Origin of the sequence: Micromonospora chokoriensis, from assembly GCF_000718555.1 — a bacterium.
In the GTDB taxonomy this organism is placed as follows: Bacteria; Actinomycetota; Actinomycetes; order Mycobacteriales; family Micromonosporaceae; genus Micromonospora; species Micromonospora chokoriensis_B.
This window is the reverse complement of the sequence record NZ_JOAN01000010.1, coordinates 91,586-110,106: the sequence shown is the minus strand read 5'-3', so window position 1 is coordinate 110,106 and position 18,521 is coordinate 91,586. Positions and strand designations below refer to the sequence as shown.

The 18,521-nt window shown below is 71.8% G+C and carries 17 protein-coding genes; 6 read left to right on the top strand and 11 right to left on the bottom strand.

Annotation, left to right across the window (positions count from 1 at the left end):
* Positions 1 to 10: 10 nt before the first annotated feature.
* From IF46_RS0114885 to IF46_RS0114870, 4 genes are all read right to left on the bottom strand, one after another.
* A complete protein-coding gene (locus IF46_RS0114885) occupies positions 11 to 1,051 on the bottom strand; it encodes a threonine aldolase family protein (protein WP_420063568.1) in 1,041 nt (346 codons plus the stop codon).
* A gap of 44 nt (positions 1,052 to 1,095) precedes the next feature.
* Complete coding sequence (locus tag IF46_RS0114880) at positions 1,096 to 2,502, bottom strand: class II 3-deoxy-7-phosphoheptulonate synthase (RefSeq protein WP_030488930.1); 1,407 nt, start codon at positions 2,500 to 2,502, stop codon at positions 1,096 to 1,098.
* An 87-nt stretch (positions 2,503 to 2,589) separates the two neighbouring features.
* Entirely contained in the window at positions 2,590 to 3,159 is a 570-nt protein-coding gene (locus tag IF46_RS0114875) for a hypothetical protein (protein WP_051723932.1), read from the bottom strand.
* A gap of 198 nt (positions 3,160 to 3,357) precedes the next feature.
* Entirely contained in the window at positions 3,358 to 4,983 is a 1,626-nt protein-coding gene (locus IF46_RS0114870; protein WP_030488928.1) for a glycosyl hydrolase family 18 protein, read from the bottom strand.
* Between the two features lie 167 nt (positions 4,984 to 5,150).
* Between IF46_RS0114870 and IF46_RS0114865 the strand changes: the two genes are divergently transcribed.
* Both IF46_RS0114865 and IF46_RS0114860 read left to right on the top strand, forming a co-directional pair.
* Positions 5,151 to 5,642: a glutathione peroxidase gene (locus tag IF46_RS0114865; RefSeq protein ID WP_030488927.1), complete on the top strand. Its 492-nt coding sequence runs from the start codon at positions 5,151 to 5,153 to the stop codon at positions 5,640 to 5,642.
* Positions 5,643 to 5,947: 305 nt separating this feature from the next.
* Entirely contained in the window at positions 5,948 to 6,622 is a 675-nt protein-coding gene (locus IF46_RS0114860; protein WP_030488926.1) for an NADPH-dependent F420 reductase, read from the top strand.
* 28 nt (positions 6,623 to 6,650) lie between these two features.
* Here the strand turns inward: IF46_RS0114860 and IF46_RS0114855 are convergent, their stop codons facing one another.
* Positions 6,651 to 8,252: a glycosyltransferase 87 family protein gene (locus IF46_RS0114855; protein WP_084597914.1), complete on the bottom strand. Its 1,602-nt coding sequence runs from the start codon at positions 8,250 to 8,252 to the stop codon at positions 6,651 to 6,653.
* A gap of 237 nt (positions 8,253 to 8,489) precedes the next feature.
* Between IF46_RS0114855 and IF46_RS0114850 the strand changes: the two genes are divergently transcribed.
* On the top strand, positions 8,490 to 9,350 hold the full coding sequence (locus tag IF46_RS0114850) for a DUF4397 domain-containing protein (protein WP_051723918.1): 861 nt from the start codon (positions 8,490 to 8,492) through the stop codon (positions 9,348 to 9,350).
* On the top strand, positions 9,347 to 10,024 hold the full coding sequence (locus tag IF46_RS0114845; protein ID WP_232234044.1) for a class F sortase: 678 nt from the start codon (positions 9,347 to 9,349) through the stop codon (positions 10,022 to 10,024). Before IF46_RS0114850 ends, IF46_RS0114845 begins: the two co-directional genes overlap by 4 nt.
* A 1-nt stretch (position 10,025) precedes the next feature.
* Here IF46_RS0114845 and IF46_RS0114840 read toward each other — a convergent pair whose 3' ends face one another.
* The 5 genes from IF46_RS0114840 to IF46_RS0114820 form a co-directional block, all read right to left on the bottom strand.
* Entirely contained in the window at positions 10,026 to 10,376 is a 351-nt protein-coding gene (locus IF46_RS0114840) for a DUF2203 domain-containing protein (protein ID WP_036392195.1), read from the bottom strand.
* A 46-nt stretch (positions 10,377 to 10,422) separates the two neighbouring features.
* Entirely contained in the window at positions 10,423 to 11,241 is an 819-nt protein-coding gene (gene proC / locus IF46_RS0114835; protein ID WP_030488921.1) for a pyrroline-5-carboxylate reductase, read from the bottom strand.
* A gap of 72 nt (positions 11,242 to 11,313) precedes the next feature.
* A complete protein-coding gene (locus IF46_RS0114830) occupies positions 11,314 to 12,342 on the bottom strand; it encodes a 6-phosphofructokinase (protein ID WP_030488920.1) in 1,029 nt (342 codons plus the stop codon).
* A 161-nt stretch (positions 12,343 to 12,503) separates the two neighbouring features.
* Positions 12,504 to 13,007 (bottom strand): pyridoxamine 5'-phosphate oxidase family protein, encoded by a 504-nt coding sequence (locus IF46_RS0114825; protein WP_030488919.1) that lies wholly within the window; start codon positions 13,005 to 13,007, stop codon positions 12,504 to 12,506.
* Between the two features lie 78 nt (positions 13,008 to 13,085).
* Positions 13,086 to 13,583 (bottom strand): polyadenylate-specific 3'-exoribonuclease AS, encoded by a 498-nt coding sequence (locus IF46_RS0114820; protein ID WP_030488918.1) that lies wholly within the window; start codon positions 13,581 to 13,583, stop codon positions 13,086 to 13,088.
* A gap of 273 nt (positions 13,584 to 13,856) precedes the next feature.
* On the opposite strand from IF46_RS0114820, the gene IF46_RS0114815 reads away from it, so the two are divergent.
* Positions 13,857 to 14,549 carry a Crp/Fnr family transcriptional regulator gene (locus IF46_RS0114815; RefSeq protein ID WP_030337710.1) on the top strand — a complete coding sequence of 231 codons (693 nt, stop codon included), beginning with the start codon at positions 13,857 to 13,859 and terminating at the stop codon, positions 14,547 to 14,549.
* A 96-nt stretch (positions 14,550 to 14,645) separates the two neighbouring features.
* On the opposite strand, the gene IF46_RS33815 is transcribed toward IF46_RS0114815, so the two are convergent.
* Entirely contained in the window at positions 14,646 to 14,903 is a 258-nt protein-coding gene (locus tag IF46_RS33815) for a hypothetical protein (protein ID WP_084597913.1), read from the bottom strand.
* Positions 14,904 to 14,954: 51 nt separating this feature from the next.
* On the opposite strand from IF46_RS33815, the gene IF46_RS0114805 reads away from it, so the two are divergent.
* The gene (locus IF46_RS0114805; RefSeq protein WP_332261492.1) at positions 14,955 to 18,515 is read left to right on the top strand and encodes an adenylate/guanylate cyclase domain-containing protein; all 3,561 of its coding nucleotides are present in this window, start codon (positions 14,955 to 14,957) and stop codon (positions 18,513 to 18,515) included.
* Positions 18,516 to 18,521: the final 6 nt, after the last annotated feature.

Here is an 18,521-nt window from a genome sequence, read left to right as displayed (position 1 = left end):
GGGTGGGGTTTTAGGATGCGGCGAGGATTCGGGGTATGGCTGCCAGTGCGCGGTCGATGTCCGCGTCGCTGAGGCCCAGGTGGGTGACCAGGCGGGCGGTTTGGGGGCCGAGCACCGAGATCAGTACGCCCTCGGCCCGAGCTGCGGCGGCCAGGGCACGGGCGTCCAGGGTGTGCTTGGTGAGGTCCAGTGCGACCAGGTTGGTACGGACCGTGGTGGCCAGCACCCCGAACGGCGCGACCGCCTCGGCGAGCCGGGCCGCCTTCGCGTGGTCATCGGCCAGCCGGTCGACGTGATGCGCGAGCGCGTACCGACCGGCGGCGGCGAGAATGCCGGCCTGGCGCATGCCACCGCCCATCCGCTTGCGGATCAGCCGGGCACGTCCGATCTTCTCCGCGCTGCCCACCACCAGCGAACCGACCGGCGCGCCGAGCCCCTTGGAGAGGCACACCGACAGCGTGTCGAACAGCTGGCCGTACTCGATCAGCGGCACCCCGTCGGCGACGTGCGCGTGCCAGATCCGGGCACCGTCGCAGTGCAGCGCGACGCCCGCCCCGTCGGCGACCGCGCGCAGATCCCGCAGGGTCGCCAGCGGAATCACCCCGCCACCGCCGCGGTTGTGCGTCTGCTCGACGGCGATCACGCGGGTGGGGACGGCGAAGTAGCCGTCCGGCCGGATCATCCCGGCCACCACCTCCGGGTCGATGTCCGCGCCGACCGCAGGCCAGGTCCGTGAGGAAATCCCGCCGTACGCGGCCGCGGCGCCGATCTCGTACGTGACCACATGCGCGTCGGCGTCGCAGAGCATCTCGTCGCCGGGCGGGACCGACAGTTGCAGGGCGATCTGGTTCGCCATCGATCCACTCGGGGCGAACAGCGCCGCCTCGTGCCCGAACAACGCGGCGACCTCGGTCTCCAGCGCGTTGACGCTCGGATCCTCGCCGTAGACGTCGTCACCGACCTCGGCGGTGGCCATCGCCTCCCGCATTCCGGCGGTGGGTCGGGTCACCGTGTCGGACCGAAGGTCCACGAACAGGTCAGCCACAGTCATCCCTTCGGCTGCCGACTGCGGGGCTCGCAAGCTCACTCCTCGCGTCAGCCACGGAGCATCTCCGCTACGAGGAACGCCAACTCCAGCGACTGCTGGGTGTTCAGTCGCGGGTCGCAGGCGGTCTCGTACCGGTCGGGCAGGTCGAGGTCCTCGATGCCCTGGGCGCCGCCCAGGCACTCGGTGACGTCCTCGCCGGTCAACTCGACGTGCAGGCCACCGGGGTGGGTGTCCAGCCCTCGGTGCACCTCGAAGTAGCCGAGCACCTCGTCGACGATGCGGTCGAAGTGCCGGGTCTTGTAGCCGTTGGACGACTCGTGTGTGTTGCCGTGCATCGGGTCGCACTGCCAGACCACCTTGGCGCCGGCGGCGGTGACCTTGGCGACGATCGGCGGCAGGGCGTCGCGTACCCGATGGTTGCCCATCCGGCTGATCAGCGTGAGCCGGCCGGGGATGTTGTCCGGGTTGAGCTTCTCGCACAGCTCGATCGCCTCGTCCGGGGAGGTGGTCGGGCCGAGCTTGACCCCGATCGGGTTGGCGATCCGGGAGATGAAGTCGATGTGCGCGCCGCTGATCTGCCGGGTGCGCTCGCCGATCCAGAGGAAGTGCCCGGAGAGCCCGTACGCCCGCCGGTCGGAGACCCGGGTGAGCGCCCGGTCGTACTCCAGGGCGAGGGCCTCGTGGGAGCAGTAGAGCGTGACGGTACGCAGCGCCTCGTCGTCGGTCATTCCGCAGGCCCGGATGAAGGCCAGCGCACGGTCGATCTCCCGGGCGATCGCCTCGTAGCGCTCCCCCGCCGGGGAGTTCTTCACGAAGCCCTTGTTCCAGTCGTGCACGGCGTGCAGGTCGGCGAGCCCACCGGCGAGGTATGCCCGAAGCATGTTCATGGCCGCCGCCGAGTTGGCGTACGCCCGGATCATGCGCTGCGGGTCGGCGACCCGGGCGGCCGGGTCGGCCTCCAGCGCGTTGATCATGTCGCCGCGGTACGCGGGCAGGCCACGGGCGTCGGTGGGCAGCGAGCGGGGCTTCGTGTACTGCCCGGCGACCCGAGCGACCTTGACCACCGGCAGCGACGCGCCGTAGGTGAGCACGATCGCCATCTGGAGCAGGGTGCGGGCGTTGGCCAGCAGGTGGCTCTCGGTGTTGTCCACGAACGTCTCGGCACAGTCGCCGCCCTGCAGCAGGAACGCCTTGCCCTCGCAGACCAGGGCGAGCTTCTGCCGGAGCTGGTCCACCTCGTAGGGCGCGACGACCGAGGGCACGGTGTCGAGGACCTTGCAGACCTCGGCCACCGCAGCCGGGTCGGACCACGGCGGAACCTGCTCGCGGGGCAGCTCCCGCCATCGGTCCAGGCCGAGCGCGGCATCCTCGGCGGAGTCGACGGTCGGACGGCTGGTCTGCAGGCCCGGGCTGCCTACCCCGGGATGGCTCAGCTGATGCCACTCATGGCGCATGACAGAAAGCCTACGGCGACGGCCGGGGTGCCCGGGCAGCGAGGGGGATGGTTCCGGCAGGTGGGAGATCAATCCGCCGGGTGCTGCTCAGGACGTGGAGGTAGGGGCGGCACCGGTCGGCTTCGCGGCGACGCCGGTCGGCTTCGCGGCGGCTGGCGGGCCGCCCGGCGTTTCCCCGGCGATGCACCAGTCGCCGCCGTCCTGGGCGACGGTGAAGACCAGCGGCCGGGCGACGGTGCGCTTGCCGACCGCGACCGAGACCGAGACGCGGACCTCCTGCCCGAGCCGGCCGGAGCGGATGTCGGTGATCACCGCCGCCGGCACCTGGAAGTGGTCGGCGAAGTCACCGTTGGGGCCGGTGGCACCCAGGTCGAAGCCGTCGTGCAGCGCGGCGCAGAGCTGGCTGCGGCCGGCGGCGACGTCCTTGGCCGCCATCGCGTCGAGGTACGCCTGCACGCGCTCACGGGAGCGGGCGGCGGCCTCCTCGGCGGGGTCTCGCGCCGGCTCGATGAGGGCTTGGGTCGGCGCGGCGAAAGCTCGCACCGACTCGATGGGGGACTCGTCCTCGTCCCCGCCGATCCCGCAGCCGACCAGGGCGACCGGCAACAGCACCAGCCCGGCGGCGGTCGCCGTCAGCCTGTGGCGGGTCGGGCGCATGATCACCTCCGTGGACGGTGAGATCGAGACGTGCCGAGCCGCGAGTCTGCCACATCGAGCTGACCGACACGTCGGGCTGACCGAACCCGACCGCGGCGGCCCGACCGACGCTGGGCGTCGACCGGGCCGCTGTGGCACGGGCGGGAAGGGGCGGTGCGGGCCCCTTCCCGCCGTGTGGGTGGTGCGTCGGACGTCGGCTCAGCCGAGACCGCCCTTGATGGCGCCGATGAGCTCGCCGTTGCTGGTGTCACCGGAGAGCTCCCAGAAGAACGCGCCACCGAGGCCCTGGTTGTTCGCGTACGTCATCTTGCCGTTGATGGTCGACGGGGTGTCGTAGCTCCACCAGTTGCTGCCGCACTTGGCGTACGCGGTGCCGGCGACCGTGCCGGTGGCCGGGCAGGTGTTCTTGAGGACCTTGTAGTCCTCGATGCCGGCCTCGTAGGTGCCCGGCGCCGCGCCGGTGGCGCTGCCGCCCGGAGCAGCCTGAGTGACACCGGTCCAGCCGCGACCGTAGAAGCCGATGCCGAGCAGCAGCTTGTTGGCCGGGACGCCCTTGCTCTTGAGCTTCTGGATCGCCGCGTCGGAGTTGAAGCCCTGCTGCGGGATGCCGGTGTACGAGGTGAGCGGGGAGTGCGGTGCCGTCGGGCCCTGGGCGGCGAAGGCGCCGAAGTAGTCGTAGGTCATCGGCATCAGCCAGTTGAGGTTGCCGATGGCCCCGGCGTAGTCGGTGGCGTCGATCTTGCCACCGTTGCTGCCGTCCGCGGTGATGGCGGCGGTGACCAGGGCGTTGGACCCGAACCTCGACCGCAGCGCGCTGATCACGTTCTTGAACGCGTTCGGGCCGCTGGTGTCACAGCTCAGACCACAGGCGTTGGGGTACTCCCAGTCGACGTCGATGCCGTCGAAGACGTCCGCCCAGCGCGGGTCCTCGACCAGGTTGTAGCAGCTCTCGGCGAACGCGGCCGGGTTCTGCGCGGCCTGGGTGAAGCCGCCGGACCAGGTCCAGCCGCCGAACGACCAGATCACCTTGAGGTGCGGGTTGAGCTGCTTGAGCTTGCGCAGCTGGTTGAAGCTGCCGCGCAGCGGCTGATCCCAGGTGTCGGCGACGCCGTCCACGCTGTCCGCCGCGGTGTACGCCTTCTCGTAGTCGGCGTAGCTGTCACCGATGGCGCAACGGCCGCCGGTGGTGTTGCCGAAGGCGTACAGGATGTGGGTCAGCTTGGCGGCCGAGCCGCTGGTCTGGATGTTCTTGACGTGGTAGTTGCGCCCGTAGACGCCCCACTCGGCGAAGTAGCCGACGACCTTCTTGCCACCCGGGTTCGGCGGGTTGGTGGTCGGTGGTGGCGTGGTCGGCGGAGGGGTGGTGGGCGGCGTCGTCGTCGGTGGGGTGGTGGTCGGTGGCGTGGTGGTCGGCGGGGTCGTTCCGCCGCCGCACGCGACGCCGTTGACGGTGCAGTTCAGCGGCGCCTTGTAGGCGCCGGTGCCGTTGTAGCCCCAGCTGAACGAGGCACCGGGGGCGAGGCCACCGGCCCAGCTCTTCTTGACCGCGACGTAGTGGTTGCCGCTGCTGGTGACGTCGGCGTCCCACGCGCTGCTGATGGTGGTGCCCGACGGCAGGTCGAACTCGATGCGCCAGGTGGCGACCGTGGCGCTGGAACCGTTGGTGACGGTCACCCTCGTCTCGTGACCGGTCCCCCAGTCCTGCGCCTTGGTGAACGTGGTGGTGACCGTGCCGGCGCCGAACGCGGTGGTCACCGGCACCGCTGCGACGGTCACGGCGACCACGGCACCGGCCCAGAGGGCCCGGCGGAGCGATCTTTTCATGAGGCGTCTCCCGAACTGTTAGGAAACTTTCCAAAAGAGATGGTGAGACGGTACTCACGGCGTCATCAGTTCGTCAAGATGTGCATGTTTCGATTTCTCCTGGTGCATGTACTGCGTACGCTGCGCCCACCCCGGGCCGACGCCCGGTCGGCGCGTAGCCTCGGCCCATGACCGTCTTCGACATCCCGATCGACGCCCTCAACGGCGGCCCCGCCGACCTGACCCGCTACCGCGGCAAGGCGTTGCTGGTCGTCAACGTGGCCTCCCGGTGCGGCCTCACCCCCCAGTACGCCGGCCTCCAGGCGCTCGCGGACTCCTACGCCGACCGGGGCCTGGTGGTGCTCGGCGTGCCGTGCAACCAGTTCGCCGGGCAGGAGCCGGGCAGCGCCGCCGAGATCAGCGACTTCTGCCAGGTCAACTACGGGGTGACCTTCCCGCTTACCGAGAAGGTCGACGTCAACGGCCCCGACCGGCACCCGCTCTACGCCGCGCTCGTGGACACCCCGGACGCCGACGGGCACACCGGTGACGTGCGCTGGAACTTCGAGAAGTTCCTGGTGGCCCCGGACGGCTCGGTCGCCGCCCGCTTCGCCCCCACGGTCGAACCCAACTCCGACGACCTGCGCGCGGCCATCGAGAAGACCCTCCCCACCCCCTGACGCGCCGCCCGGGCTTCACCAGAGCCGCCCTTGGTCGCGTCGATCATGGAGTTGTGGTGCCTGGTTTGGCTTGGTGCGGCCACTTTTGTCACCCACCACAACTCCATGATCGACGGGACAGTCCGGGACAGTGCGGTTTGGCAAACTGATCGTCACCGGACGAGTGGCACGTCCTGCGGAGAGACTGGGGGGGGGGGGGGGGGGGCCGGGGCCCCACCCGCCCCCCCGCCGTAACGGCGGGGAGACAAAATAACCCACCAGGTTGGTCGGGAATGCGTCGTGGGTGGACGGAGTTGGGAACGAACATGACAACTGTGGGACTGATCGGCAGTGGCAACATCGGCGGCACCGTGGCCCGGCTGGCCGTCGACGCCGGCTACGACGTGGTGCTGAGCAACTCGCGCGGCCCGGAGACGCTCAAGGACCTCGTCGACGAACTGGGCGAGCACGCCAGCGCCGGCACGACGCAGGACGCGGCACAGGTCGGTGACCTGGTGGTGGTCAGCGTGCCGCTCAAGGCGTACCGCGCGGTGCCTGTCGAGCCGCTGGCCGGCAAGGTCGTCATCGACACCAACAACTACTACCCGCAGCGCGACGGGACCTTCCCAGAGCTGGACTCGGGCGAGACCACCAGCAGCGAGCTGCTCCAGCGGCACCTGCCGGACTCGCGAGTGGTCAAGGTCTTCAACAACATCTACTTCAAGGGCCTGGCCGCGCTCGCCCGGCCGTCCGGCGCCGCCGACCGCAGCGCCCTCGCGATCGCCGGTGACGACGCCGCCGCGAAGGCCGAGGTGACGGCCTTCCTGGACCGGATCGGCTACGACGCGGTGGACGTCGGCCCGCTGGCCGAGGGGTGGCGCTACCAGCCGGACACCCCGGCGTACGGCACGATCTACTCCGCCAGCCCGACCGATTGGGAGCACCCCGCCCCGGGCAGCGTCGAGAAGCTGCGCGCAGTCCTGGCCGCCGCCACCCGCTGAGCATCGCCGCCGCCCTCCCTGCGGTCGCCTACCGGGTGGCCGTGCGGAGGGCGGCGGCCAGTTCGTCGTCGTAGCTGGCGATCGGCTGCCCGTCCGAGGCGTACGCGACGAGCCGACCCTGGGCCATCGTCGCCGCACGGAACGAAAAGGTACGCGTACCCGGGTAGGCGGCGAGCAGCGGAATGGCCCTGGGCGCTCCGCCCGGGGCGGAGTAGTACTCCAGGCGGGTCACCTGCGGGGAGACCACGCCGTTGACCCGGACCTTGGTCTTCTCGGCGCGGGTGCCGAAGGTGACTGGCGCATCGGTGCCGAAGGCGGCGCACTCGGCTGGGCCACGGCAGACGAAGAAGTATTGCGGGTTGACCACGTCGTCGAGGGCGTACGCCTTGAAGGTGGGGTCGGCCCCGGCCGGCAGCGGCTGCACGGCGAAGAACGCGAGCGCCACCGTGGCGGTGACTCCCACCCGCAGCCAGGCACGCCTAGGGGCCGGTCGTCTGCTCGTGCGTTGGGCGGCCACGGCGACACCGCCGAAGCCGACGAGGCACAGGAGGCCCACCCCGACGGCACGGGCGTTCTCGAAGAGGAACTGCACGCCCGGCCGCGCCGAGACCGGGCTGAGCACCGCGCCCAACGAGACGACCATGGCGGCGAGCAGCGCCGCGCCGGCGGCCCGCTGGGTGATACCGGACCCGCCGATCAGCAGCATCGCGGCGAGCACCGGCCACACCTGGTGGTGGGTCCAGGAGACCGGGGACGCGGCCACGGTGGCGCAGCCGACGAGTACGGCGGCGTGCCCGGGGCGGCCCTGCCGCGTCAACTGTCGGGCCCGCAGCAGCGCCGCCGTGCAGACCAGTGCCACCAGGCCGGCCCAGAGCAGGGGCAGCGCCGTCTCGCCGACGCCGAGTCGCAGCAACATCCCGTGCAGAGACTGGTTGCCCAGCGAGGCCAGGTTGCCGATCCGCGAGGTCTGCCGCACGGTCTCGGTCCAGTAGGCCCAGCTCTCCCCGGGCAGCACGATCGCGGCGAGCCCCGCGCAGGCCACGAAGGTGGCCGCCGAGCGGCCGGCGTCGCGGTAGCGACCGACGGCCAGGAAGTAGACCACGAACAGCAGCGGGGTGAGCTTGATAGCCGCGGCCACCCCGACCAGCGCCCCGCGCAGCCGGGACGGGACGATGCCCAGCCCGTCGAGCAGGGCCATCAGCACGATGAAGATGCTGACCTGCCCGAAGCGGAGGTTGCTCTGCACCGGCGCGGAGAGCATCAGCACCGTGGCCGCCAGCGCCACGACGAGCGGGCGTCGGGACCGTCGGGTGGTCAGCGCGACACCCACCGACCCGGCGATGGCGACGACCGCCGCGCACGTCGCCACCAGCCAGATCCCTTGGAGCAGGCCCTCACTGAGGGCGGTGATCGGCCACAGCACGAGAGCGGCGAACGGCGGATAGGTGAACGGGCCCCCGTTGGCCGCCACATACCCGTAGAGCGGCTTGCCAGCCTGCAGGTCGGACAGCGCACCGTAGTAGATGTGCAGGTCGGAGAGGCGATCCGGACGGCGCAGAACGAGCACACAGGACACCAGCGCGACGACGACGAAGGCCGCCCATGCCAGCGCCACCCGGCGATCCCGCATCGACCGAGGATAGGCGAGCACGCCGGTCCGCGGTGGCCTCGAACCGGCGGACGGAGGGCGGCGGCCGGGTCAGCTGATGGGGTCGGGCATCGGCTCGTCGGCGACGCGGGCACCGGTGCCAGAGCGGTAGCGACAGATGAGAAAAACATCGGCTTGGCAACTTGCGCTGTAGTCCCGTTCACGAGACTCTGTTCTCTGGGTTGCCGCCCGCTCACCGAACGTGCCCCCGGAGGCGACATGCAAACGCTCCGCACCGTGCCCCGCCGGCTGTTGGCCGGCTCCGGCGCGCTCCTGCTCACCGCCGCCCTCGCCGCCGCTGCCACTCCGCTTCCGGCCAGCGCAGCGGACACCGTCGGATACGTGCGGCTCGCGCACCTCTCCCCGGACACCCCGGCGGTGGACGTCTACCTGGCCGCGCCGGGCGCGGCGAAGCCGCAGGTCTTCCCCGGGGTCGGTTACGGCGTGGTCTCCGACTACCTCGAACTTCCCCCGGGCCGGTACGCGGTGGCCATGCGCGAGGCCGGCGCCCCCGCCAGCGATCCCCCGGTGCTCACCACCGAGGTCGCGGTGACCAGCGGCGACGCCTACACGGTGGCCGGTGTTGGCCGGCACGCCGACCTCGGTCTGCGGGTGCTCAACGACGATCTCAGCGCCCCCACCGACGGTCGCGCCAAGGTGCGGGTCGTGCAGGCGTCCGTGCGGACTCCGATGCTCGACGTGGCCGCCGCCGACGGCCCGATGATCGCCGACGGGGTGCAGTTCGCCACCACGACCGACTACCAGCAGGTCGAGCCGGGCAACTGGCGGCTGAAGCTCACCGGTGCCGGCGGGCCGAGCACCGACGCCGAGGTGCGGCTCATCGGCGGCGCGGTCTACTCGCTGCTGGTGCTCGACGCGAAGCAGGGCGGGCTCACTGCCGAACTGCGCCGCGACGCCGAGGGCGGCATCGTCGTCCCGGCTGGCGGGGTGGACACCGGCGCCGGTGGCACCGCCGGGGCCGGGTTCGACGCGTACCCCCTGGTGGCCGGCGCCTTGGCCGCGGCAGCCGGCGCGGTGGCTCTGCTGCTCTGGCGGCGACGGCGGCGCACCACCTGGTGAGCGCCGGAAGGGACCCGTCGATCCAGCGGCACCGCGAACGCCGCGTGCCGCTGGCCGCGCTGGTCGCGGCCAGCGCGGCGGTCTGCCTGGCCGTCGGCACCGGGGTCGGGCTGGCCACCACCGATCCGCCACCGCCGGTGGCGAGCTGGCACCCCGGCTGCGGCGACGACTGCCCGCCGGCGGCCGCCACGCCCGCGCCGCAGGGTCCACCCACTCGGGTACGCGTACCGCGCATCGGCGTCGACTCACCGCTCACGGTGCTGGGCCTGGATCGGGCCGGCGTGTTGATCCCGCCGACCGACTTCGGCACCGCCGGCTGGTACGGGGGCGGCCCGGCCCCGGGCGACACCGGCCCGGCCGTACTCGCTGGGCATCTGGACTCACGCCGCGGCCCGGCGGTCTTCGCCCGGCTCGGCGAGCTACGGCCCGGTGACCGCGTGGAGGTGTGGCGCGGCGGGCAGCGGTTGTCGTTCCGGGTGACCGGGTCGCTGCGTACCCGCAAGGACCGGTTCCCGACGGCCGTGGTCTACGGGCCGACTCCCCGGGCGGAGTTGCGCCTGGTCACCTGCGGGGGTGACTTCGACCGGCGGCGGGGCCACTACGTCGACAACGTGGTGGTGTTCGCGGTGACCGATGCTCCCGCCCCGGGCCTGCCGGAGTCTGCGGCAGGTTGAGTCAGAGGGGGCGGCGGCCGGCGAAGCCGCACTCGGCCCGGTGGTACCAGCGCACGTCGGAGTCGCCCTCCAGCCAGCACCAGAGCACGGCACGGCCGGCACGCTCGCCGGGAAAGTCGAGCAGCACCGGGGCGATGCCCTTGACCTGGATCTCGTGTTGGTGCAGCTCGTCGACGACGGCGTGCAGCCGGGCCTCCAGCCCTTTCACCTCGGCCAGCCCGCCGAGCGCGCTGACGCCGTGGTCGGCCAGGTCGGCGCGCAACTCGGCCAGGTCAGCTCGGACCCGGATCAACTCGTCGACGCGCGGCTGCAGAGTGGCCACCAGGTGCCGGGCCTGGGCAAGTGTGAACACCGGGCCAGTATGCGGCACGCACGGCCCCACTACCCGCCCCGAACGCTCAGTCGGCCTGTGCCGCCAGCTCGCGGGCGCGATCCCGGGCGGCCTCCAGCGCGGCGAGCAGCGCCGCCCGTACGCCGTGCTTCTCCAACTCGCGGATGGCGGAGATGGTGGTGCCGGCCGGAGAGGTGACCGCCTCGCGCAGCTTGACCGGGTGCTCGCCAGAGTCGCGCAGCATCACCGCCGACCCGATCGCGGTCTGCACGATCAACTCGTGCGCCACCTGGCGGGGCAGGCCGAGCAGGATCCCCGCGTCGATCATGGCTTCGACCAGCAGGTAGAAGTAGGCCGGGCCGGAGCCGGAGAGCGCGGTGACCGCGTCCTGCTGCGACTCGGGCACCCGGATCGTCTGGCCGAGAGGCTTGAACATCTCCTCGGCCAACGTCAGGTGCGCCCCGGTGGCGTGCGCGCCGGCGGAGATCGCGGTCATCGCCTCGTCGACAAGCGCCGGGGTGTTGGTCATCACCCGCACCACGGGGGTGCCGTCGGGCAGCCGGCGGCTGAAGAAGCTGGTGGGCAGACCGGCGCAGAGCGAGATGACGAGCTTGTCGGCCGGCACCTTGGGGCCGATCTCGTCGAGCAGCGCGGCGGCGTCCTGCGGCTTCACCGAGACCGCGAGCACCGCCGCCTCGTCCACCGCGGTCAGATTGTCGACCACCCGTACGCCGTAGCGGGCGCTCAACTCTTCGGCACGGGCGGGCCGGCGGGCCGTGGCCAGTAGTCGGTCCACCGGCCATCCCGAGCGCAGCAGCCCGGAGAGCATCAGCTCACCGATCTTGCCCGCGCCGATCACCGCGACCGTGTGCACCCCGGCTGACATGTCGGCCCGTACCCCCTCGCTTTGGGTCGCGGCGCGGCGGACCCGCAGGCCCGCCGCGCCGCCAACCGTCGATCAGCTGCCGAAGAAGACCTCGGCCTCGGCGTACCGCTCCAGCGGCACCGTCTTCAGCTCGCGGGTGGCGTCGGCCAGCGGAACCCGGACGATGTCGGTGCTCTGCATCGCGACCATCTTGCCCCAGTCGCCGTCGTTGACGGCGTCGATGGCCTGCAGGCCCAGGCGGGTGGCGAGCACCCGGTCGAAGGCGCTCGGGGTGCCACCGCGCTGGATGTGGCCCAGCACCACGGTGCGGGCTTCCTTGCCGGTCTTGGCCTCCAGCTGCTCGGCGAGCCACTGGCCGATGCCGCCGAGGCGGACGTGGCCGAACGAGTCGAGCTCCTGGTTGGCGAGGACCATCTGGCCGTCGAGCGGCTGGGCGCCCTCGGCGACCACCACGATCGGGGCGTACTGGTGCTGGAAGCGCTTCTCGACGTAGCCGGCCACCTGGTCGACGTCGAACTGCCGCTCGGGCAGCAGGATCACGTTGGCGCCGCCAGCCAGGCCGGCGTGCAGGGCGATCCAGCCGGCGTGCCGGCCCATCACCTCGACGACCAGGGTGCGGTGGTGGCTCTCCGCGGTGGTGTGCAGGCGGTCGATAGCCTCCATCGCGATGTTGACCGCGGTGTCGAAGCCGAAGGTGTAGTCGGTGGCGCCGAGGTCGTTGTCGATCGTCTTCGGCACGCCGACGACGTGCACGCCCAGCTCGTAGAGCTTGGTGGCCACGCCGAGGGTGTCCTCGCCGCCGATCGCGATCAGCGCGTCCACGCCCTGCTCGGCGAGGTTGTCCTTGATCCGCTCGACGCCGTTCTCGATCTTGAACGGGTTGGTCCGGGACGAGCCGAGGATGGTGCCGCCGCGGGGCAGGATGCCGCGGACGTCGGCGATACCCAGGGGCCGGGACAGACCCTCTAGCGGGCCCTTCCAACCGTCCCGGAAGCCTACGAACTCGTGACCGTAAGTGGCGACGCCCTTGCGGACCACCGCCCGGATGACCGCGTTGAGACCGGGGCAGTCGCCGCCGCCGGTGAGCACGCCGATACGCATGATCCGCTCATCCTCCTGGAGCATCAGGTAAAGCCCGATATGCCCCAGGATATGTGTCAGGTCAGACCATCGGCGCCGTTGCCGGCCCGGGGCGGGCCGTCACTGCGCACTGTAGTCGGCCCGCCGGTACGGCGACAGCGCGCCCCGGCCACCCGCCCCGGTCAGTACGTCACCCCGCGGTTCTCGCCGGCCTTGGGAGGTCGGCCGGTGACCGCGGCCTTCGCGTAGCCGAGCAGGTTCACCACGGTGCTGCTCGGCGACTCCCAGTACTCGGCGGAGCTGGTGTGCACCTTGATCAGCGTGAGACCCGGGGTATCCAGCCCGTCGGGGAACCACGCCTTGAGCAGCGGGTTCCACAGCCGCTCGGCGCGGGCCCGGTCGAACCCCTCGGTGGCGGTGCCGGAGATCGACACCCACGCGTTGTGCCTCTGATCGGAGAAGGCGACGTTGACCTCCGGGTTCACCCGGAGCTGGCGGACCTTGGCCGAGTCGGCGTAGGCGAAGAACCACAGGTCGCCGTCGAACTCGGCCTCCTGGAGCCCCATCGGCCGGCTCACCTGCCGCCCGTCCAGAGCAGTAGTGGTGAGCATGCAGATCCGCGCGGCCCGGGCCAGCTCGGTGACCCGGGCGCGTGCCTGCGCGGCGCTGGTCGGCTGGTCGCTCATGGCAATCTCCCTTGGCTCGGCTGGTCGAACCGATGCCCGGGACAGAACCGGTCAAACCTACGGCGGCGTGGCCACCACTCAGCGGGCGGTCATCGCCCGCCAGCGGGCCAGATTGTGCCGGGCATCGACCAGAGCATCGTGCCGGGCCGCGTCCGCGTCTGGCAGCGTCGGCCTACCCCGGTCGTCCCAGAGCTGCCGCAGCTCCTTCGTGTAGCGAGGAATCTCCCGGGGCAGCGCCGGCATCGCACCCCAGAGCTGGGCGAGCACCACATGGTCGTACGCCGCGAACCAGGCCCACAGCTCCAGTTGCTCCCCCGGCCGGTCCCGGATCGGCTCGACCAGGAAGTCGTACAGGTCGTCGCGGATACGCTCGCGCGAGCGCCAGGCTCGGTCCGCCGGCGAGGGCAGCTTGTCCAGCACGTTGCGGCGGACCCAGGGCACGGCGCGGGAGTCGTCGAACTCGGTGGAGACCGCGTAGAACTCGCGGCCGTACTCGTCGACGACACCGATCGAGACGAGGTCGACGGTGGTGCCGTCCTCGATGAACTCGCAGTCGTAGAAGTAGCGGTAGACCATTCCGGGCATCTTCGCCCACCGCCGCGCGGCCGTGCCCGGCGGGGCCCACCTCCACGGAGGCGTCGAGCCACCCCGACGCCTCGGTAATCGACAGATCACAGCTCGTGACGGTCACGGAAGTGCTTCGAGGGGTGTACAGCAAGCGACCGGACCGTCATGATCTGATGTGTACCGCTACCGGACGCCGAATCGGTGTCAGTTCACCTAGTCGGGGCCCATCAGGTTCGCCCGGTGAGCGAGTTGTGTGGTCCATGACCGGGGAGGGGTTGGGCCGTGGAGGTTCGCCTGCCAGAGCCGGGTGACGCGCTCACGGGTGTCGAGATGTTCGCCGGGCTGGAGCCCGAGGTGCGGCAACGCGTCATCGCTGCCGCCGTTCCGCGTACCTATCGCAAGGGCCAACTGCTCTTCGTGGAGAACGACCCCGGCGAGTCGCTGATCGTGCTGCGCCGTGGCGCGGTGGCCGTGTTCCGCACCGCGCCCACCGGCGAGCGGGCCGTGCTGTCGGTTATCCGTCCACCGGACGTGCTCGGTGAGGTCTCCCTGCTCGACGCGTCCACCCGGTCCGCCTCGGCGGAGGCCATCGAGGATTGCGCGGCGCTCGCGCTCTCGCGGGGCGCGTTCATGGAGTTGGTGCACTCCAACCCGCGCATCCTGGACGCGGTGATGCGCTCGCTGGGCGGGCTGATCCGCCGGCTCACCGAGCAGAACGCCGACCACGTCTTCCTCGACCTGCCCGGCCGGGTGGCCAAGACGCTGGTCCGGTTGGCCGGCGAGAGCCAGGCGCCGATGATCACGATCGAGCTCAACCAGAGCCAACTGGCCGAGATGGCCGGTGGTTCCCGGCAGAGCGTCAACCAGGCGATCGGCTCGTTCGCCAGCCGCGGCTGGCTGCGTACCGAGGGCCGCCGGATCGTGGTGACCGACGTGGCCGCGCTGCGCCGCCGCGCCGGCATGAACGACCGCTGACCGACCGGCCCCGCTCCGGGTTCGTCGCCGGTGAGACTTCCGATGTGGACGAGTGCGGCCGGCGGACCCATGGGTCCGCCGGCCGCACCGGGTCGATCAGTTCTCCGTGCTGTCGGCCGGCGGCGCACCCGGCCCCGGACCGATCTTCTTCGGGTCGGTCGGCTTACCAGCCGTGGACGTGCTCGACGAGGTGGTCGTGGTCTCCCCCGACCCGCCCGACTGACCCTCAGGCTCTTCCACCATGCCCTGCTCCTCAAGTTCGGCGAGAGTGACCGCATCGACGTCGATCGTGTCGCCCGGAGCCCACAGCGTGCCACCCGGATCGGTCCACGAGGCGGACAGTCGTACCTGCACGGCACTCTCCCTGACATGAAACTTCCTGGCACGAAACACTAACCCCGGCCGATCGATGACGTTGCCCATCCGCACGTCGGGTACCCGACTGGCCAGGCCGAGCGGGATACTGACCCTCTTTCGCCCACGGAGCTGAACATCGACCTCAAGTGTGGACACTGCGCCCGCGCGGCCGGGCCGGACGACCGCTTCTGCGGCGGCTGTGGCCAGCCGCTCGGGCTCAACTGTGCGCACTGCGGGCACGTCAACAGCACCGAGGTCAACTTTTGCACCAGCTGCGGCCAACCGCTGCGCGACCACGTCGTCGTGGTGCAGGAGGACCGGCGTCAGGTCAGTGTCCTCTTCGTCGACATCGTGGACTTCACCAGGTACGCGGAGCAGGCCGACCCGGAGCAGGCCCGCAGTCTCCAGCAGACCTACTTCGCCACGGTGCGACGGATCGTGCACCAGTACGGCGGGGTGGTCGAGAAGTACATCGGCGACGCGGCGATGGCGCTGTTCGGCGCGCCGGTGGCCACCGACAACGACGCGTTGCGGTGTGTCCGTGCCGGCCTGGAGCTGCAACGGAGCCTCGCCCGCCAGCCCGCCGGCCCGCAGCCGCCGCTCGGCTTCCGGGTCGGCATCGCGACCGGCGAGGCCCTGGTGGACCTCTCCGCAACCCGCGACGGCGGTCAGGCCTTCGTCACCGGAGACGTGGTCAACACGGCCTCCCGGTTGCAGGGGTTCGCCCCGCCGGGCGGTGTCGTCGTCGACGAGAGCACCTGGTCGGCCACCCGACACGAGATGGAGTACGCCGACCGACCACCTGTCACCCTGCGCGGCCGGTCCGCGGTGAGCCGGATCTGGCTGGCCGTCCAGGTCCGACCACACCGGGACCCGCGCGCTGCCGAGCTGACCCCGATGGTGGACCGGGAGCACGAGCGCGGCCTGCTGGTCAACGCGCTGCACCGCATGGTGACCGAGCGGACCTCCCAGTTGGTGACCGTGTTCGGCCCGGCCGGTGTGGGCAAGAGCCGGCTGCTGCGCGAGCTGGCCCGGCACGCCGGCAGCGTGCCCGGCCCGCCGATCACCTGGCTCGTCGGGCAGTGCCCGCCGTTCGGCGAGAACGTCACCTGGGCCGCGTTGTCGGACATCGTGAAGACCTGGGTGGGCGTGCCGGAGGTCGACGACCCGGTCGCCCTGCGCGAGCGGCTGCGGGCCCGTCTGGCGCAGCTCGCCGACCCGCACGCGACGCGGCTGGCCGAGGCGCTCGGGCCGCTGATCGGCGTACCCGGCGAACGACTCACCCCCGGTGAGACCGAGGCCGCCTGGCGGCGGTTCCTGCTCGCCCTCGCGGCCACCGGCCCGACCGTGCTGGCCTTCGAGGACATGCACTGGGCCGACCAGTCGATGCTCGCCTTCGTCGAGCAGTTGGGGGCGACGGCGCGCGGCGTACCGCTGCTTGTCGTCGCGACCGCCCGCCCGGAGCTGCGGGAACGGCACCCGGCGTGGACCGGCACGATAAGTGGCGCGATGTCCATCTCGGTGCCGCCGATGCACGACACCGACATCGACACGCTCTACTCGCTGCTGCTCGGGCAGGCGACGCTGCCTGTCAGCTCGCGTACCCCGCTGATCGAGTTCGCTGACGGCAACCCGCTCTACGCCCAGGAGTACGCCCGCATGCTGCTCGACGGCGGTCTGCTCGACGCCGTCGGTCCGGCCGCCCGCCCCGACCTCGACGGTGGCGCGGAGATGCCTCGCACGGTGCAGGCGGTCATCGCCAACCGGCTCGACCTGCTGGACCCGGCCGACCGGGCGGTGCTCCAGGCCGCCGCCGTGGTCGGCGTGGTGTTCTGGGCCGCGCCGGTGGCGATGGCGCTGGGGCGGCCGCTGGAGTGGGTGGAGCGTGCGCTGGACCACCTGCAACGTCGCGACCTGGTGTACGAGCAGAGCACGTCGACGATGCCCGGCCAGTCCGAATACCGGTTCCGGCACATCCTGGTGCGCGACGTCTGCTACCAGCGGCTGCCCCGGGCCGAGCGGGTGCTGCGCCACCAACGCACCGCCGACTGGATGGCGCAGCTCACCGACGGCCGGCAGTACGACCTGGCCGAGGTGCTGGCCCACCATCGCTGGGCGGCACACGAGATCGCCCGTACCGTCGGGCTGGACACCTCCCCCTACGCCCCGCCGGCACGGGCCGCGCTGCACCGGGCGGCCCGGCGGGCGTACGAGCTGCACGCGCTGGAGACCGCCGCCGCGCTGGTGGGCCGGGCGCTGGCTCTGGACGTCGGGCCGGACCCGGCGTTGGAGCTGTTCGACGCCGAGTTGGCGTTCTATCGCGACGGGGACGCCTTCCTGGTGGCGGGGGGCACGGACACCCTCACCCGGCTGGCCGAGCGGCTCACCACGAGCGGCGACCGGACGGGCGCGGCACGGGCCTGGACGCTGCTCGCCACCGCCGCGTGGAGTCGGGCCGACCGTTCGACGACCCTGCACTGCCTGGACCAGGCGATCAGCATCTACAGCGACCTACCGGACAGTCAGGAGAAGGCGAGCGCCCTGCTGGAGCTGGCCCGGGTGCACATGCTGAACGCGGAGACCGACCCGGCGTGCACCGCGGCGCGGGCGGCGGAGTCCCTCGCCGAGCGGCTCCAACTGCGGGAGGTCCAGGCCAACGCGCGGATCACCCTGGCCGTCGCGCGCTACCTGGCCGGCTCCGCCTCGGCGTTCCCGGAATTGGCGGAGGTAACCGAGCACTGCCGGGTAGAGCGGCTGACCAGTCGACGCCGGGCCGTGCAGAACCTGGCCTGGGCGTTGCAGGAGGAGGGCGACCTGGCCGGCTCGGCCCGGTTGGTCGACGAGCAGCTCACCCTCGACCTGGGCGGGGAGCACAGCCTGGCCACCAGCTTCGCCGACAAGTGGGCACGGTCGTACTACGCGGGCGACTGGACGGCCGCGCTGGCGATGGCGGCGGAGTCGACCCGACGGCCGACCGCGGAGTGGGACCTGCACATCGTGGCCATCTCGGAGTGGATGCGCGGGCTGGACGGAACTGCGCCGGACGCAACTGCGGAGTTGGACGGCACGGACCCGGATCTGGTCGAGCGGGCGCTGGTCGCGGCGCGGCGCAGCGGATTCCATCGGGTGCTGCGCTCCACCCTGGCGCATGCGGCGTTGTGCCGCGCCGTGCAGGGCCGCCGGGGCGAGGCGATGGCGCTGCTCACCGAGTTGGACGAGGACTGGCGACGGACCCGGATGATCCCGTTCGCCGAGTGGGTGCCGGCCGTCGGGCACGTCGCCGGGGTGCTCGGCGCGGACGCGGCCCGGCTGGTCCGGCAGATGCTGGACCGGGCGCCCCGGATGACCCCGTGGGCTCGCGCCGCCGGTCAGGTCGCCGACGCCACGCTGGCCCGGTACGACGGGGACGCCTCGACCGCGGCGGACCTGCTGGCCTCGGCGGCGGCGAGCTACGCCCGGATGACCGCCGTGACCGACGAGATCATCACGTTGGCGCTGGCGTACGGCCCGCTGCGCGAGACCGACCCGCCGGCCGCCACGGTGGTCCACGCCCGCCTGCACGACTTCGCCACCCGGCACCACGCCCCCGCCCTGCTCCACCTGCCCTGACCGCCG

Bases quoted from the DNA above. Each gene is read 5' to 3' on its own strand.
- IF46_RS0114850 (WP_051723918.1), top strand. From the start codon at position 8,490: ATGCAAACGCTCCGCACCGTGCCCCGCCGGCTGTTGGCCGGCTCCGGC.
- IF46_RS0114825 (WP_030488919.1), bottom strand. From the start codon at position 13,007: ATGAGCGACCAGCCGACCAGCGCCGCGCAGGCACGCGCCCGGGTCACC.
- IF46_RS0114880 (WP_030488930.1), bottom strand. From the start codon at position 2,502: ATGCGCCATGAGTGGCATCAGCTGAGCCATCCCGGGGTAGGCAGCCCG.
- IF46_RS0114855 (WP_084597914.1), bottom strand. From the start codon at position 8,252: ATGCGGGATCGCCGGGTGGCGCTGGCATGGGCGGCCTTCGTCGTCGTC.
- IF46_RS0114820 (WP_030488918.1), bottom strand. From the start codon at position 13,583: ATGGTCTACCGCTACTTCTACGACTGCGAGTTCATCGAGGACGGCACC.
- IF46_RS0114875 (WP_051723932.1), bottom strand. From the start codon at position 3,159: ATGCGCCCGACCCGCCACAGGCTGACGGCGACCGCCGCCGGGCTGGTG.
- IF46_RS0114860 (WP_030488926.1), top strand. From the start codon at position 5,948: ATGACAACTGTGGGACTGATCGGCAGTGGCAACATCGGCGGCACCGTG.
- IF46_RS0114870 (WP_030488928.1), bottom strand. From the start codon at position 4,983: ATGAAAAGATCGCTCCGCCGGGCCCTCTGGGCCGGTGCCGTGGTCGCC.
- IF46_RS0114865 (WP_030488927.1), top strand. From the start codon at position 5,151: ATGACCGTCTTCGACATCCCGATCGACGCCCTCAACGGCGGCCCCGCC.
- IF46_RS0114885 (WP_420063568.1), bottom strand. From the start codon at position 1,051: ATGACTGTGGCTGACCTGTTCGTGGACCTTCGGTCCGACACGGTGACC.
- proC (WP_030488921.1), bottom strand. From the start codon at position 11,241: ATGTCAGCCGGGGTGCACACGGTCGCGGTGATCGGCGCGGGCAAGATC.
- IF46_RS0114830 (WP_030488920.1), bottom strand. From the start codon at position 12,342: ATGCGTATCGGCGTGCTCACCGGCGGCGGCGACTGCCCCGGTCTCAAC.